Origin of the sequence: Curtobacterium sp. MMLR14_002, from assembly GCF_001864975.1 — a bacterium.
Classification (GTDB): domain Bacteria; phylum Actinomycetota; class Actinomycetes; order Actinomycetales; family Microbacteriaceae; genus Curtobacterium; species Curtobacterium flaccumfaciens.
The window spans coordinates 154,868-169,900 of the sequence record NZ_MJGT01000001.1 but is presented as its reverse complement, the minus strand read 5'-3'; the positions used below and the strand labels follow the sequence as shown (position 1 = coordinate 169,900).

Below are 15,033 nucleotides of genomic sequence, written 5' to 3'. Positions count from 1 at the left end.
ACTCGACCATTGCTGCTCACGATGCAGGCGCGCCAGGCGGGCTTTGGCTCACGCCTGGTTGAGGAGGACCGCGGTGGCGATGTAGCCGATGATCCCGACGACGATGGCGACGATCGACAGGATGATGCCCGCGAGGATCATTCCCCGGCTGCCACCGCGCTTCCGCGCGAGGATGCCGAGCACCAGACCGACGATGCCCGCCACCACACCGATGATGGCGATGAAGATGCCGCCGAAGGTCCCGATGATGCCGAGCACCAGGGAGACGATGGCGAAGGTGTTCGACTGCGCGGGCGCGTTGCCGGGGTTGGACATGGTAGAGCTCCTTCTGGTCAGGACGCCGATCCAGGCCGGGTAGCCGATCGTGAGCGTCAGTCAGAACGGTAGTCCTCACACACGGCTGGCGCCCAGATTCGCCGTCCGATCCTGTCCCCCGACTCAGGCTCCGACGTACGCCGCGAGGTGCTGCCCGGTCAGGGTCGACCGCGCCGCCACGAGTTCAGCGGGCGTCCCCTCGAACACGATCCGTCCACCGTCGTGCCCGGCGCCCGGCCCGAGGTCGATGATCCAGTCGGCGTGCGCCATCACGGCCTGGTGGTGCTCGATCACGACGACCGTCCGGCCGGCGTCGACGAGCCGGTCGAGCAGGCCGAGCAGCTGCTCGACGTCGGCCAGGTGCAGGCCCGCGGTCGGCTCGTCGAGCACCACCACGCCGCCCCGGTCACCGAGGTGCGTCGCGAGCTTGAGCCGCTGCCGCTCTCCCCCGGACAACGTGGTGAGCGGCTGTCCGATCGTCAGGTACCCGAGCCCCACGTCGGCGAGCCGGGCGAGGATCGTGTGGGCCGCCGGCAGTGCGGACTCCCCCGCCGCGAAGAACGCCACCGCGTCGGCGACGGACATGCCGAGCACCTCGCTGATGTCCTTCCCGCCCAGGTGGTAGCCGAGCACGGACTGGTCGAACCGCTTGCCGTCGCACTCGACGCAGGGGCTCGCGACGCCCGCCATCATGCCGAGGTCGGTGTACACGACACCGGCACCGTTGCACGCCGGGCAGGCGCCCTCCGAGTTGGCGCTGAACAGTGCGGGCTTCACGCCGTTGGCCTTCGCGAAGGCCTTCCGGATCGGCTCGAGCAGACCGGTGTACGTCGCCGGGTTGCTCCGCCGTGAGCCACGGATCCCGCTCTGGTCGATGGCGACCACGTCGTCGCGCCGGGCCAGCGATCCGTGGATGAGCGTGCTCTTGCCCGAGCCGGCGACCCCCGTGACGACGGTGAGCACCCCGGTGGGGATGTCCACGTCGACGTCGTGCAGGTTGTGGGCCGAGGCGCCGCGGATCGCGATCGCCCTGTCCGGACGACGGACCTCGGACTTCACGGTGACGCGGTCGTCCAGGTGCTGACCGGTCACGGTCCCGCTGGCACGCAGCCCGTCGACGGACCCCTGGTAGCAGAGCGTCCCACCGCCGGACCCGGCACCGGGCCCGAGGTCGACGACGTGGTCGGCGATCGCGATGACCTCGGGCTTGTGCTCGACGACCAGGACGGTGTTGCCCTTGTCGCGGAGCCGGACGAGCAGCTCGTTCATCCGCTCGATGTCGTGCGGGTGCAGCCCCGTGCTCGGCTCGTCGAAGACGTACGTGACGTCGCTGAGCGAGGAGCCCAGGTGCTTCACCATCTTCACGCGCTGCCCCTCTCCCCCGGACAACGTGCCGGTCGGGCGGTCGAGCGACAGGTAGCCGAGTCCGATCTCGACGAAGGACTCGAGCCGGTCGCGGAGCCCCTCGAGCAACGGCCCGACCCCCGGGTCGTCCAGACCCCGCAGCCAGGCGACGGCGTCGGTGATCTGCATCGCGCAGACGTCAGCGATGCTGCGGCCCGCGATCTTCGACGAGCGGGCGGTGTCGTTCAACCGGGTCCCGTCGCAGGCCGGACACGTGGTGAAGGTCACCGCACGGTCGACGAACGCCCGGATGTGCGGCTGCATCGCCTCGCGGTCCTTCTGCAGGAACGATCGGCGGACCCGGCGCACGAGCCCCTCGTACGTCATGTTGATGCCGGCGATCTTCTGCTTCGTCGGTTCGCGGTACAGGAAGTCCTGCCGCTCCTGCTCGGTGAAGTCGCGGATCGGGGTGTCCCGGTCGAAGTAGCCCGACTCGGCGTACAGCCGCACGTTCCACCCGTCGGTCCCGTACCCGGGGATCGTGAGCGCGCCGTCCCCGAGCGACTTCGTGTCGTCGAACAGCTGCGTCAGGTCGATGTCGTTCACCAGCCCGCGACCCTCGCAGTCCGCGCACATGCCACCGAGCCGCGTGAACGAGACCTTCTGGGCCTTCGCATCCGCACCCTTCTGCACCGTGATCGCTCCCCCGGCCGTCACGGTGGCGAGGTTGAACGAGAACGCGTTCGGCCCCCCGATGTGCGGCTGACCGAGTCGGCTGAACAGCACGCGCAGCATCGCGTTCGCGTCCGTGGCGGTGCCGACGGTGGAGCGCGGGTCGGCGCCGATGCGCTCCTGGTCGACGACGATCGCGGTGGTCAGGCCGTCGAGCAGGTCGACGTCCGGACGGGCGAGCGAGGGCATGAACCCCTGCACGAACGCGCTGTAGGTCTCGTTGATCATCCGCTGCGACTCTGCGGCGACGGTGCCGAACACGAGCGAGCTCTTGCCCGAGCCGGAGACCCCGGTGAACACCGTGAGCCGCCGCTTCGGCAGGTCCACGTCGACGTCGCGCAGGTTGTTCGCGCGGGCACCGCGCACCCGGATCCGGTCGTGCCGGTCGGCAGGGTGCGCGTCGGCGCCGGTGGGGTCGTCGTCGACCGGATCGGTGTGCATGCGGGTCAGCGTACCGACGGGAGGCCCGTGGCGGGGCCGCCACGGGCCTCCCGTCCGGTCCTGGGTCGGCCGTCAGGCCGTGGTGCGGTGCTCAGGCGCCGTGACGGCGCACCAGGTCCGGCAGCTCGGCGGGTTCGAACTCCTCGTCGGTCGCGTCGAGCTCGTCGGCGGTCCACCACCGCGAGGCGAGGATGTCGACGCGCTCGTCATCGGTCCACTCGGCGTCCGACAGCTCGAAGCCGGGCGTGCGGACGACGTAGAACTCGGCGTGCCCGCGGTCGTGGTCGGCGAGGTCCCACTCGACCGTGAAGTCCCAGGACCACACCGGTTCGCCGGGTTCGTCGATGACGATCCCGGTCTCCTCGCGCAGTTCGCGGATCGCAGCGTCGCGGTGGGTCTCCCCCGGGTCGACCCCACCACCCGGCGTGATCCAGCGGTGGGCGCCGTCCGACGAGGGCGAATTCGTGTCCATCAGGAACACGCGACCCTCGGGGTCGAGCAGCAGGATGCGGGAGGTGCGGCGCAGGCCGGGCTTGGCGGTCACCCGCCCGACGTTAGCCGACGAATCCGCTGACGTCGCCGACCAGCTTGGTGTGGTCGGCGGGGATCGGCTCGACGGCGGCGAGGGCGATCTCGGCCGCGAACTCGGACACGCTGTAGAGCTTGCCGACCTCCTGCCGACGACCCTCGATCGCGCCGGGGTTCAGGCGGTTCAGCAGCGTCGCGGTGATCGTGCCCTCGATCATGTCGCCGGAGACGACGACGAACTCGATGCCGGCAGCCTCGAGCTGCGGGATGAGCTCACGGAGGGCGAGTTCTCCGGCGCGCTTGCTCTTGGCGACCGGGACGTACTCGTCCATCGTCTCGGCGGTCTCGACGAAGTGCGCCTGGTGGCTCGTGACGAACACCACGCGGGACCCGGCGGGCATGTGCGGCACGGCGGTCTGCAGCATGTCGACCTGGGCGTCGCGGTTCAGGCGGAGCGCGTAGTCCTCGCCGACGCCGGACTCCATGCCGCCCGACGCGTTCAGCACGAGCAGGTCGATGCCGCCCCACTCCTGGACGACGGTGTCGACGAGGGCCTGCACGGAGGCGTGCTCGGTGAGGTCGGCGCCGACGGCCAGGGCGGAACCACCCGCCTCGACGATCTTCTCGGCGATCTGCTCCGCGCGCTTGGCCTTGTTGCGGTAGTTCACGACGACCTTCGCACCGGCCTCGGCGAGGTACCCGACGGTGTCGGCGCCGATGCCACGGGACGAACCGGTGACGACGGCGCGCTTGTCGGTGAGGGATCCGGGGGCGAGGGGGTTGCTCACAGTCGTGTTCTCCAGGTCTGGTTCCGGCCGGTCGGGCGCACCGAGCCTACCAATCGCCTGCACGACCGTCGGACGGCCCTGATATGTTGAACGGAGTTGTACCGGCTGTCGCGACGCAGCGAGCCGCCGCGCGCGACCGAGGGAGGGAGATCGCGTGAACGGAATCGATTGGATCCAGAGCACCGTCTGGATCGGCCTGGTGTTGCTCCTGGGCGTGGTCGAGATCTTCACCCTCGACTTCATCTTCATCATGCTCGCGGCGGGTGCCGCCGGCGGGTTGATCGCCGCTCTGCTCGGCGCCCCGTGGTGGCTGTCCGCCATCGTCGCCGCGGTGGCCGCACTCGTGCTGCTGTCGCTCGTCCGACCAAGACTGCTCGTCGCGCTCGGCCGCGGTGCCGACCCGCACCGCACCAACGTCGAGGGGCTCATCGGGCTCGCCGGCACGGTCGCGGTCGCCTTCACCTCCTCCAGTCCTGGTCAGGTGCGCCTGGCCAACGGCGAGACCTGGAGTGCGCGGTTCGCCGCGGACTCCGTCGACCGCACACCGCCACTCGGCACCCCCGTGGTCGTCGAGTCGATCGAGGGGTCGACCGCGGTCGTGCGCCTCGCAGAAAGGGCCACCTCGTGACCAGCATCTCCCCGGGGACGATCGCACTGATCGTGCTCATCCTCGTCGTCGTCATCTTCGTGATCGTCGTCCTGGCGAAGGCGATCCGGATCGTTCCCCAGGCCACCGCGGGGATCGTCGAGCGACTCGGCAAGTACCACAAGACCCTCAACCCGGGCTTGAACCTTCTCGTCCCGTTCATCGACCGCCTGCGGCCGCTGCTCGACATGCGTGAGCAGGTCGTCTCGTTCCCGCCGCAGCCCGTGATCACCGAGGACAACCTGGTGGTCTCGATCGACACCGTCGTCTACTTCCAGGTGACCGACGCCCGTGCCGCGACGTACGAGATCGCGAACTACCTCGGCGCCGTCGAACAGCTCACCACCACCACGCTCCGCAACGTCGTCGGTGGCCTGAACCTCGAAGAGGCCCTGACCAGCCGCGACAACATCAACGGCCAGCTCCGCGTCGTCCTCGACGAAGCCACGGGCAAGTGGGGCATCCGCGTCGGCCGAGTCGAGCTGAAGGCGATCGAGCCGCCCGTGTCCATCCAGGACGCCATGGAGCAGCAGCTCCGTGCCGAGCGCAGCCGTCGTGCCGCGATCCTGCAGGCCGAGGGCACCAAGCAGTCCCAGATCCTCGAGGCCGAGGGACAGCGACAGGCCGCGATCCTGGCCGCCGAGGGTGACGCCAAGGCACAGGTGCTCCGTGCCGAGGGTGAAGCCCAGGCCATCGCGACCGTGTTCGAGGCCATCCACACCGGCGACCCGGACGAGAAGCTGCTGTCCTACCAGTACCTGCAGACCCTGCCGAAGATCGCCGAGGGCACCTCGAACAAGCTCTGGATGATCCCGAGCGAGTTCACCGAGGCACTGTCCGGCATCGCGAAGGGCTTCAGCGCCAGCCGCGGTGGCGGCGCCGGTCCGGTCGCTGGCGGCGCCGGTGGCACGGACTTCCTGTCCCGGATCTCGAAGCTCGCGAACGAGAGCCTGGCGAACACCGCAGCGGCGGACACCACGATGCCGCGTGCGGACGCCACCGCCGCGGACATCGTCCCCGAGTCCGACCTCGACGCGCGCCTGGCCGAGTCGAACCGCAGTGTCGATGCGCACCTCGCGGCCGCCGACGACGCGACCGCCGAGCAGGTCGGGGACACTCCGCCCACGCCGGGCGACGACGCCTCCGGTCACCGCACCAGCGACGGCTCCGGTCGGCGCTGACGGTCCCGCACCAACGAACGACGACGCCCGCCCCGGGGAACCGGGGCGGGCGTCGTCGTGTGTTCGGTGGTGTCAGGCGCCGCGTCGTGCGCGGAGGACCTGCAGGCGCTCTTCGAGGAGCTCCTCGAGTTCCTCGCGCGAGCGGCGCTCGAGCAGCATGTCCCAGTGGGTGCGGGGTGCCTTCACGTCCTCTTCGGCGACCTCGACGGGGATCCCGTCGTCGCCGAGCAGGCGGCCCTCGCGACCGGAGCGCGGCTCCGACCAGGTCTGGGGGACGTCCGCATCGGCCGAGAAGACGATGTCGAACGTCTCACCCGAATCCGTCTGGTAGACCGCGCGCTTGCGATCTGAGAGCTCGACGCCCTCTTCGCTCTGGAGACTCTGACTCCCGAGCCGCATGCCGCGGAGACTCCGATCAGCCATGTGTGTGCTCCTCTCGCTCGTCTGCCCTCCACAACACTGTCCCACGCCCCATCAATCCCGTACCGGCGCATTCACAGTCCGTTCCCAGTGGCTGGGCGCGGCGTGCCCGATCAGGAGCGGGTGCGACGGCCCCAGGGCGCGCAGGCGAGGAGCACGAGGAGCCCCCCGAGGGAGAGCAGGAGCGTGATCGAGCCGGACAGGATCGACGCCGGGGTGGTGGACGTGCCGAGCGGCACGTCGGTCACCATCGACGTCGCGGTGTACTCCGGCACCCGGTCGATCGTGCGGCCGCTCGGGTCGATGACCTGCGACGCTCCGACGGTCGAGATGTTCACGAGTGAGCGCCCGGTCTCGATGGCCCGCATCCGCGCGATCTCGAGCTGCTGCAGGTTCTCGTCGGTGCCCGAGAAGTCGGCGTTGTTCGTCTGCGCGAGGATCACCTGCGCTCCCCCGCGTACCATGTCGGCGGTCAACCCGTCGTCGACGATGTCGAAGCAGATCGAGATGCCGGCACGGATGCCCGCGACGGAGAGCACGTTCGGCTTCGTCCCCGGCGTGTAGTCGCGCTGCAGCAGACCGATCAGCGACGGTGCGAGCTTGGAGAAGAACCAGCGGTCGGGCACGTACTCGCCGAACGGCACCGGTCGCTTCTTGTCGTAGGACGACTGCCAGCCGTCGGCGGTCCACACGAACGACGTGTTGTGCAGCACCCCCGACGGGGTCTGCGTGATGGCACCCGCGACGATCGGGGCGTCGAGCGAGTCGACCACCGAGTCGAGGGCGGACGCGATGACCGGCTGCTGGCGCGGGTCGTACTCCGCACCGGCCTCGGGCCAGACGACGAGGTCCACACCCTTCGCGTCCACGTCCGTCGCCGCGACCTGCGCGGCCAGGACGTCGCCGGGCTCCGCACGGTCGAAGTACCCTGCGGGACCGTTGCCCTGTACCGCCTCGACCCGGATCGTGCCGCTCGTCGCCGTCGGCCACGCCGGCACGGCCAGGACCGCCGCGACGAGCAGACCCGCCGTCGCCACCCGCACGGGCAGCCGGAGCGTCACGCCCGGCACGCGGGGTGCCACGAGCGCGAGCGACACCACGACCGCGACGCAGTACACGACGACGAACGTCAGCCCGAGGACGCCGACGTACGCGGCCAGGTGCGTGAACGGCCCCTGCGACTGCGACAGGCCGACCCGCCCCCAGGCGAAACCGCCGTACGGCCAGCTCCCCGAGAACCACTCGCGTCCGGTCCAGAGTGCGGCGACGACGGCCGGGAGGCCCCACACGCGTCCGGCGGTCGAGGGCACCACGCGGGCGACCCAGCGGTACGCCAGGGCGATGGCGACGCTGCCGAGTGCGAAGAACGCGGCTTCGAGCAGGGCGAGTGCGAACCACGGCACCGGGCCCAGGTAGCGACCGGCCCACGAGATGGCAGGGATCCAGAACGCCGCGCCGGCGAGGTAGCCGATCCACGCCGCACGCCGCGCCCGCTGTCCCATCACCGCGAGCAGCATGCAGGCGAGTGCCGGGTAGGCGAGGAACCACCACCCCGGCGACGGGAACGCGAGGGCGAAGAGGATCCCGCCGATGACGGCCAACGGCAGCGCGGTGCCCAGCGGCAACGCGGCGAACGGGCCGGTCGCGACCGCCCCGCGGCCGACGCGAGCGGGCAGCCCGCGCACACTGGTCTCCGGAACCCGCACCGGGCCTCCTGTCAGACCGCCGCGTAGGCGACGATGCCGCGGCGAACCGCGTCCGTCGCCCGTCGGGCGGTCTGGGCGAGTTCGTCGTCGCCGGCGTTCCGGATCTGGTCGAGCAGGTCGATGACCTGCTTCGACCAGCGCACGAAGTCGCCGGCCGGCAGGTCGAGGGTGCGGAGGACGTCGTCGAGGGCCGAACCCGAGGCCCAGCGGAACATGCCGACGGCCATCGCCGGGGTCGGCGGCTGCGAACCGGCCAGGCGCGCCGCACGCTCGATGTCGTCGAGGCGCGACCAGATCGTCAGTGTCTCGTCGAGCGCGGGGCGGAACGCACCGCGGGGCAGGGCGTGCTCCGTGCCGGGCGCGTCCTCGCGGCGGGGCTGGTAGATGATCGTCGCGGCCATGGCGGCGAGCTGTGCCGGGGTGAGGTCCTTCCAGACCCCCGCCTCGAGGCACTCGGCGACGAGCAGGTCGCGGTCGCCGTAGATGCGCTGCAGGCGACGGCCACCCGCGGCCACCGTGGCTTCGCCGTTGCCGGCGTCCACCAGGTAGCCGAGCTCGAGCAAGACCTCGGTGACACGGTCGAACGTCGTCGCGACGGCGCCCGTGCGGGACCGGATCTGCTGGACGAGCTTGTCGTTGGCGCGCTTGAGCTTCCACCAGCGCTCGGACCAGCGGGCGTGGGCCTCGCGCTCCGGGCAGGCGTGGCAGGGGTGGCGCTGCAGCTGGCGGCGGACCGCCGTGATCGCGGCCTGGCGTTCCTGGCGGGCGCCGTGCGACGCCTCGCGACCGCCGGGCACGTTCGTGCGCTCGAGGTCGGAGAGCTCTCGGCGGAGCGCCGAGTACTCGGTGAAGTCGCCGAGGTGGCACTGCATCGCCTCGCGGTACCCGTCGAGCGACTCCTGCTGCGAGCGGACCTTGCGAGCGAGGTCGACCACCGACCGGTCGGCCTGGAACTGGGCGAACGACGTCTCGAGGACCTCGCGCGTGCGCTGCCGGCCGAACTGGTCGATCAGGTTGACGGCCATGTTGTAGGTCGGCTTGAACGACGAGTTGAGCGGGTACGTGCGACGGCTGGCCAGCGACGCGACGGCCTGCGGGTCGAGCCCGTCGGTCCACTGGATGACCGAGTGCCCCTCGACGTCGATGCCACGACGACCGGCACGACCGGTGAGCTGCGTGTACTCCCCCGGGGTGATCGGCACACGGGCTTCGCCGTTGAACTTCTCGAGCTTCTCGAGCACGACGGTGCGCGCCGGCATGTTCACGCCGAGCGCCAGGGTCTCGGTGGCGAACACGACCTTCAGGAGCTTGCGCTGGAAGAGGTTCTCGACGACTTCCTTGAAGGCGGGGAGCAGGCCGGCGTGGTGCGCCGCGACCCCTCGCTCGAGCCCCTCGAGCCACTCCCAGTAGCCGAGGACGGCCAGGTCTTCGTCGAGCAGGGTGCGGCAGTGGTACTCCGCCGTCTCGCGGATCTCGTTGCGCTCCTGCACCGTCGTCAGGGACAGGCCCGAGCGCAGGACGTTGCGGACGCCCTGGTCGCAGCCGTTGCGGCTGAACACGAAGAAGATCGCGGGCAGGAGCATCCGCTCGTCGAGCATGTGCGCGATCTGTTCGCGGTGCACCTTCTCGGTGCGGGGCCCGCGACGCTCGGGGTAGCCACCACGACCGCGCCGGCCGCGGTGGCCGCCGCCGTTCCGCTCGCTCCGCGAACCGCCACCGACCATGCGGAGCAGTTCCGGGTTCACGCGGTTCGTCGCCGCGGCACCGCTCGAGTCGAACAGGTCGACCATCTTCGAACCGACCAGGACGTGCTGCTCCAGCGGCACCGGACGGTCTTCGGAGACGATGACGTCGGTGTCGCCGCGGACCGTCTGCAGCCAGTCGCCGAACTCCTCGGCGTTGGACACCGTGGCGCTGAGCGAGACCAGGCGGACCTCGGTCGGGAGGTGCAGGATGACCTCTTCCCACACGGCACCGCGGAACCGGTCGGCCAGGTAGTGCACCTCGTCGAGGACCACCCAGGCGAGGTCGTCGAGCAGGTCCGAGTCGGCGTAGATCATGTTCCGGAGCACCTCGGTCGTCATCACGACGACGCGGGCGCGGGGGTTCACGTTCGTGTCGCCGGTGAGCAGCCCGACCTCGGACTCGCCGTAGACGTCGACGAGTTCGGCGTACTTCTGGTTGCTCAGTGCCTTCATCGGCGTCGTGTAGAAGACCTTCGCCGTCGGCTGGCGCATGGCGAGCCAGATGGCGAACTCGGCCACGATCGTCTTGCCGGCTCCGGTCGGGGCGGCGACCAGGACGCTGCGGCCCTGGTCGAGCGAGTCGCAGGCGGCGAACTGGAACGGGTCGAGGTCGAACCGCAGGTCCGTCCGGAAGAGCTCGAGGTTGCGCGACCGGTTGCGCACCTTGGCCGCGGCGAACCGCTCGGCCGCACTCGTGCCGCTCACAGGTCGTACTCCTCGTCGAGCTTCGCTTGGCGCTTCGCCAGACGGCGGTCGTGGATCCACGCGATGAAGCAGGCCGCGACGTACAGCACGGTCATCGGGACGGCCAGCAGGAACATCGAGATGACGTCGGCGCTCGGGGTGACGATGGCGCAGAAGACCAGGATGCAGAGGATCGCGACGCGCCAGCTCTTGATGATCGCGGAGGCCGACAGCACCCCGACGAAGTTCAGCAGCACGATGAACACCGGCAGCACGAACGCGATGCCGACCGCGACGATGAGCTTGATGACGAAGTCGTAGTACGCCTTCGCATCGACGATCGAGGTGTCCTGGCTCGACACGAAGCTGCCGAGGATGCCGACCACGTGCGGCAGGATGTACCACCCGAAGTAGCACCCGGCGAAGAACAACGGGATCGCGGTGCCGAGGAAGCCCCAGACGTACTGCCGCTCGCGCCGGACGAGCGCAGGCACGATGAACGCCCAGATCTGGTACAGCCAGACCGGGCTCGCGATGACGACGCCGATGGTGATCGCGATCTGCAGCTTCAGGTCGAACGCCCCGGTGATCATCGGGAAGTTCAGCTCGGCCGTGTGACCGCCGACCTTGGCGAGCTCGGTCACCGGTGCCCGGAGCGCGTCGAGCACCCACGGGGTGAGGAACCAGCCGCCTATCGCACCGACGACGATCGCCACGACTGCGCGGAAGAGACGGTTGCGCAGCTCGATGAGGTGCTGCCCGAGCGACATGCGGCCTTCGGCGTCGGTCTTCTGGCGCCCCTGCCGCTTCGCTCGCCCGCGCGCGGTCGTCGAAGCCATGTGCTCGATCTTACGGGGTCGGGACCGACAGTCCGCCGGGGGTCGGTGCGGCCGCGTGGCGGGTGGGCGGGTGGCGGCGGGGGCGGGTGGGTGGGTGGCGAGCGGGCGGGTGGGTGGGCGCGTGGGAGGCGAGCAGGTGGGTGGCGGGCGGGATCGGGTGTACCTGGCGGGAACGGGCGTACCGGGTCGGAAAATCGCACCAGGTACGCCCGGAACGACCAGGTACCCGAGGTCCACCGTGCGACATCGGACGTACCGAGCGACACCGGGCATACCTGGCGAGACCGGGCGTACCTGGCGAGATCGGGCGTACCTGGTCGGATGAACACACCAGGTACGCCCGGAACAACCAGGTACCCGAGGTCCACCGTGCGAGACCGGGCGTACCTGGCGAGACCGGGCGTACCTGGTCGGAAGATCGCACCAGGCACGCCCGGAACGACCAGCTACCCGAGCTTCACCGTGCGGGATCGGGCGTGCAGTGCGGGATCGGGCTTGCCGTGCCAGATCGGGCGTACCTGGCGAGACCGGGCATACCTGGTCGTAAGAACACACCAGGTACGCCCGGAACAACCAGGTACCCGAGGTCCACCGTGCGAGATCAGGCGTACCTGGTCGGAACGTGCAGCGCTCGGACGGGCCGTAGCGGCAGAGGTCAGCCGGCGGCGAGGGCCGCGGCCGCGAAGTCGCGCACGGCGTCACGGGCCGCCGGTGGATCGAGCACCACGGCACGACCGGGCAATCCGGCGACGAGCCGGACCACGCCGTCGAACCCGTGCGACGCCGCGAGCCGGATGCGCACACGACCGTCACCGTCGGGCGCGTCGGCGGTGTCGGACAGGAAGTCGGCGACCAGGGGCAGCGACGTCGAGTCGAGTTCCACCGTGACGATGACGTCGTCGGCGGCCTGCTGGAACAGCGTGTCCGGGATCACGACCTGATCGATGGTCTTCTCGGCCGCGCGGTCGTCGACCCGGGCCTCGGACATCCGGTCGAGCCGGAACGTCCGGAGCGCCTGCCGATCGAGGTCCCACGCGCGCAGGTACCAGTCGGTGTCGATGGACTCGACCCGGAGCGGGTCGACCCGTCGGGTGCCGCCCTGGGTGCGCGGTCCGGCGTACTCGAAGACCAGGCCGCGGCCGTCGGACATCGCCCGGCGGATGGTGGCGAGGGCGACGTCGTGCAGGTCCTGCCCGACAGCGACGGTCGACGCCGCTCCCCCGGCTCCGCGGGAGAGCTTGGCCATGAGGGCGCGGATGGCGTCACGGTCGGCGGCCTCGGGCAGCGCTGACAGGTACTGCAGACCAGCGATGAGCGCCGACGCCTCACGAGCCGACAGCCGCGGTGAGTCGTCGATCGCCACCAGGTTGGTCAGCACGATCATGTCGTTCTGGTCGAAGTCGTCCCACGCGATGTCGAACAGGTCGCCGTGCTGGTACTGCATCGTCTCGCCGGGAACCCCGGACACCGCGATGAGTTCGACGGCACGCCGGATGCGGGCCTCGGGCACACCGAAGTGCCGAGCGGCCTCGGCCACCGAGACCCGCTCGCGGTCGATCAGGTACGGCACCAGGGCGAGCAGGAACGCGAGCTTGTCCTGGGCCTGCAGGGGTTGGGCGTCAGCCACGAACGGGGTCCTCTCCGGGGGCTGCGGCAGGGTCGTCGTCGGTGTGGTCGCGCACGAGTGCACGGAGGCGCTCGTCGACCCGTGACCGCAGGTCGTCGGGCTCGAGCACCCGAACCTCGGGCCCGAAGGCGGCGAGTTCCTCGGCGAGGATCTGCGGGTCGACGTGGTGCAGCACGAGCGCGCCATCGGCGTCGGTCTCGGTGTCGCGGCGACGGGTCAGTCGGCGTTCGGCGTCGGAACCCGGCGTCACGGCGATGCGCGCGGTGCGCTCGGCCCAGATCCGCTCAAGCTCGGCGAGGGTGCGCTCCCCCGCGCCGACGGGAGCGGTGTGCTGCCCGACCTCGTACTGGGTGACCGGTCCGACGATGCGGGCCAGCAGGTAGTTCTTGTCCGAGTCCGTCGCGAACTCGTGGGCAGCGAGCATCCACCGGCCGCCGTGCTGCACCAGGGCGAGAGGAGCCACCTCGCGCCGACGGGCGTCGTGCTGCCCCGGCGTGATGTAGTCGAAGCGAACTGCGGCGCCGCGGTCGAGCGCGGAGCGGAGCGGCTCGAAGGAGGCGTCCCGGGCACGGAGCCGCGGGGCGTACGCGTCGACCCCGAGCTGCAGGGCGCCGTCGTCGTCCTCGGCGCCGGCCGAGCGGACCTTCAGCAGGCCACGGCGGGAGTCCGCGGACAGTGCGCCTTCGCGCCAGGCCATCGCGGCCAGGGACAGCAGCGCGGACTCGTCCGGGGTGAAGCGGACGTCGACGGGCAGGTCGTACTCACCCTTCGGGATCCGGTACCGGAGCGTCTGGTTGTTGCCCGCGGCACCCGGGGTCTCGATGGTCTCGAGGGGGATGCCGAGTTCGCGGACGTCGTCCTTGTCGCGTTCGAACTGGCGCTCGAGCGAGGCGTTGTCGCCACCGGTCGAGAACCGCTGCCGGTACCCCTGCACGTTGGCCAGGATCTCGGCCTTGGTCAGCCCGGACTCCGTCGAGAGCAGCGCGAGCACGAGGCTGAACAGCCGCTCCTCGGCGGGCACACGGGGCACACGGGTCGCTGGCACGAGCCGATCCTACGGCAGCGCGGGTGCACCGGAGTGCACCCGCGCCGCGGTCCGTGGACGGTCGGTCCGGGTCAGTTCGAGATCGCCCCGAGGACGTCGATCACGTACGCGTACGCGGTCCCCTGCTGGTTGACGATGGCCAGGACCTGGTCGCCGACGTGGTGCCCGACGATGGCGGTCCGGACACCCTCGTCGACCTGGCCCTTGGTGAGCGGGATGGCCTGCGCGCCGGAACCGTCGGTCCAGCTGGAGCCGGCGACGGACGGGTCGGCACCCCAGGTGACGGCGGTGTACTTGATGACCGCGGTGTCCTTCGCGGTGAGCTCGCGACCGTCGCCCTTGCGGAGCAGGTGCGTCTCGTTCGACTTCGGCGCGCTCCACGACGGGATCGTGATGCCGGGGGCGCCGGAGGGCGCGAGCACCACGGCCGGCATCTTGTCGCCGGCGAGCTGCGGGGTGCCGGTGGCACGGGCGTCGAACGCACGCTTGACGTCGATGACGGCGATCACGGCGTCCTCGGTCTTCTTCGACGAGGAGCTGCCAGCGGTGCCGCCGGTGCTGCTCAGCGCGCTCTTCGGCAGGGCCACCGCCAGGCGATCGCCGACCCGGGCGCACTGCAGCGAGGCGCCGAGGGCCCCGTAGTTGCTCGCACCGGCGGTGATCGGTGCCGTCTGGCCCGAGTAGCCGCTCGTCTGGGCGACCTGCCCCGTGGAGCCGTCGACCAGGGTGTACTCGACCAGGACGGGGGTGCCGTCGTCGATCGTGCGACCGGAACCCTGCTGCAGCACGGACACCTGGGTGCCCTTGGTGGTCAGGCCCTTCGGCACGTTGACCTTCGGCTCCGAGCCGAACTTGCCGGTGGCGGTCACCGCTTCGGACGCGGCGCCGGGAGCGGCACAGCTCGAGGGCGTGGTGCCGGCACCGTTCGAGGCGCAGGCGGTGAGGGACACCGCGAGACCGATGGTGACCAGGAGTGCGGGAATGGTGCGCAC

13 protein-coding genes are annotated in these 15,033 nt (G+C 70.6%); 2 read left to right on the top strand and 11 right to left on the bottom strand.

Going from position 1 to position 15,033, the window contains the following annotated elements:
- Nucleotides 1–48: 48 nt before the first annotated feature.
- The 4 genes from BIU91_RS00755 to BIU91_RS00740 form a co-directional block, all read right to left on the bottom strand.
- A complete protein-coding gene (locus BIU91_RS00755) occupies nucleotides 49–315 on the bottom strand; it encodes a DUF4190 domain-containing protein (protein WP_071403791.1) in 267 nt (88 codons plus the stop codon).
- A gap of 123 nt (nucleotides 316–438) precedes the next feature.
- Nucleotides 439–2,832, bottom strand: a complete 2,394-nt coding sequence (locus BIU91_RS00750) for an excinuclease ABC subunit UvrA (protein ID WP_071403790.1) — start codon at nucleotides 2,830–2,832, stop codon at nucleotides 439–441.
- 91 nt (nucleotides 2,833–2,923) lie between these two features.
- Nucleotides 2,924–3,376, bottom strand: a complete 453-nt coding sequence (locus BIU91_RS00745) for an NUDIX domain-containing protein (protein ID WP_071403789.1) — start codon at nucleotides 3,374–3,376, stop codon at nucleotides 2,924–2,926.
- 10 nt (nucleotides 3,377–3,386) lie between these two features.
- Nucleotides 3,387–4,148 carry an SDR family oxidoreductase gene (locus BIU91_RS00740; RefSeq protein ID WP_027465633.1) on the bottom strand — a complete coding sequence of 254 codons (762 nt, stop codon included), beginning with the start codon at nucleotides 4,146–4,148 and terminating at the stop codon, nucleotides 3,387–3,389.
- A gap of 154 nt (nucleotides 4,149–4,302) precedes the next feature.
- Here BIU91_RS00740 and BIU91_RS00735 point away from each other — a divergent pair, with 154 nt between their 5' ends.
- Together BIU91_RS00735 and BIU91_RS00730 are read left to right on the top strand one after the other, a co-directional pair.
- Entirely contained in the window at nucleotides 4,303–4,776 is a 474-nt protein-coding gene (locus BIU91_RS00735; protein ID WP_071244706.1) for an NfeD family protein, read from the top strand.
- A complete protein-coding gene (locus BIU91_RS00730) occupies nucleotides 4,773–5,975 on the top strand; it encodes an SPFH domain-containing protein (protein WP_071403788.1) in 1,203 nt (400 codons plus the stop codon). The genes BIU91_RS00735 and BIU91_RS00730 overlap by 4 nt, the downstream gene beginning before the upstream one ends.
- Nucleotides 5,976–6,047: 72 nt before the next feature.
- On the opposite strand, the gene BIU91_RS00725 is transcribed toward BIU91_RS00730, so the two are convergent.
- The 7 genes from BIU91_RS00725 to BIU91_RS00695 form a co-directional block, all read right to left on the bottom strand.
- Nucleotides 6,048–6,398, bottom strand: coding sequence for an RNA polymerase-binding protein RbpA (locus BIU91_RS00725; RefSeq protein WP_027465636.1), 351 nt, complete (start codon nucleotides 6,396–6,398; stop codon nucleotides 6,048–6,050).
- 110 nt (nucleotides 6,399–6,508) lie between these two features.
- Complete coding sequence (lnt, locus tag BIU91_RS00720) at nucleotides 6,509–8,101, bottom strand: apolipoprotein N-acyltransferase (RefSeq protein ID WP_253183651.1); 1,593 nt, start codon at nucleotides 8,099–8,101, stop codon at nucleotides 6,509–6,511.
- 11 nt (nucleotides 8,102–8,112) lie between these two features.
- The gene (locus BIU91_RS00715; protein WP_071244709.1) at nucleotides 8,113–10,551 is read right to left on the bottom strand and encodes a DEAD/DEAH box helicase; all 2,439 of its coding nucleotides are present in this window, start codon (nucleotides 10,549–10,551) and stop codon (nucleotides 8,113–8,115) included.
- Entirely contained in the window at nucleotides 10,548–11,369 is an 822-nt protein-coding gene (gene tatC, locus BIU91_RS00710; protein ID WP_366556891.1) for a twin-arginine translocase subunit TatC, read from the bottom strand. The genes BIU91_RS00715 and tatC overlap by 4 nt, the downstream gene beginning before the upstream one ends.
- Nucleotides 11,370–12,024: 655 nt before the next feature.
- Nucleotides 12,025–12,996, bottom strand: a complete 972-nt coding sequence (locus tag BIU91_RS00705; RefSeq protein ID WP_071403786.1) for a YafY family protein — start codon at nucleotides 12,994–12,996, stop codon at nucleotides 12,025–12,027.
- Nucleotides 12,989–14,041: a WYL domain-containing protein gene (locus BIU91_RS00700; protein WP_071403785.1), complete on the bottom strand. Its 1,053-nt coding sequence runs from the start codon at nucleotides 14,039–14,041 to the stop codon at nucleotides 12,989–12,991. The genes BIU91_RS00705 and BIU91_RS00700 overlap by 8 nt, the downstream gene beginning before the upstream one ends.
- 71 nt (nucleotides 14,042–14,112) lie before the next feature.
- Entirely contained in the window at nucleotides 14,113–15,033 is a 921-nt protein-coding gene (locus tag BIU91_RS00695; protein ID WP_084740364.1) for an FKBP-type peptidyl-prolyl cis-trans isomerase, read from the bottom strand.

Excerpts from the sequence above, each read along its gene's own strand:
- BIU91_RS00725 (WP_027465636.1), bottom strand. The coding sequence starts at position 6,398 with ATGGCTGATCGGAGTCTCCGCGGCATGCGGCTCGGGAGTCAGAGTCTC.
- BIU91_RS00755 (WP_071403791.1), bottom strand. The coding sequence starts at position 315 with ATGTCCAACCCCGGCAACGCGCCCGCGCAGTCGAACACCTTCGCCATC.
- BIU91_RS00750 (WP_071403790.1), bottom strand. The coding sequence starts at position 2,832 with ATGCACACCGATCCGGTCGACGACGACCCCACCGGCGCCGACGCGCAC.
- tatC (WP_366556891.1), bottom strand. The coding sequence starts at position 11,369 with ATGGCTTCGACGACCGCGCGCGGGCGAGCGAAGCGGCAGGGGCGCCAG.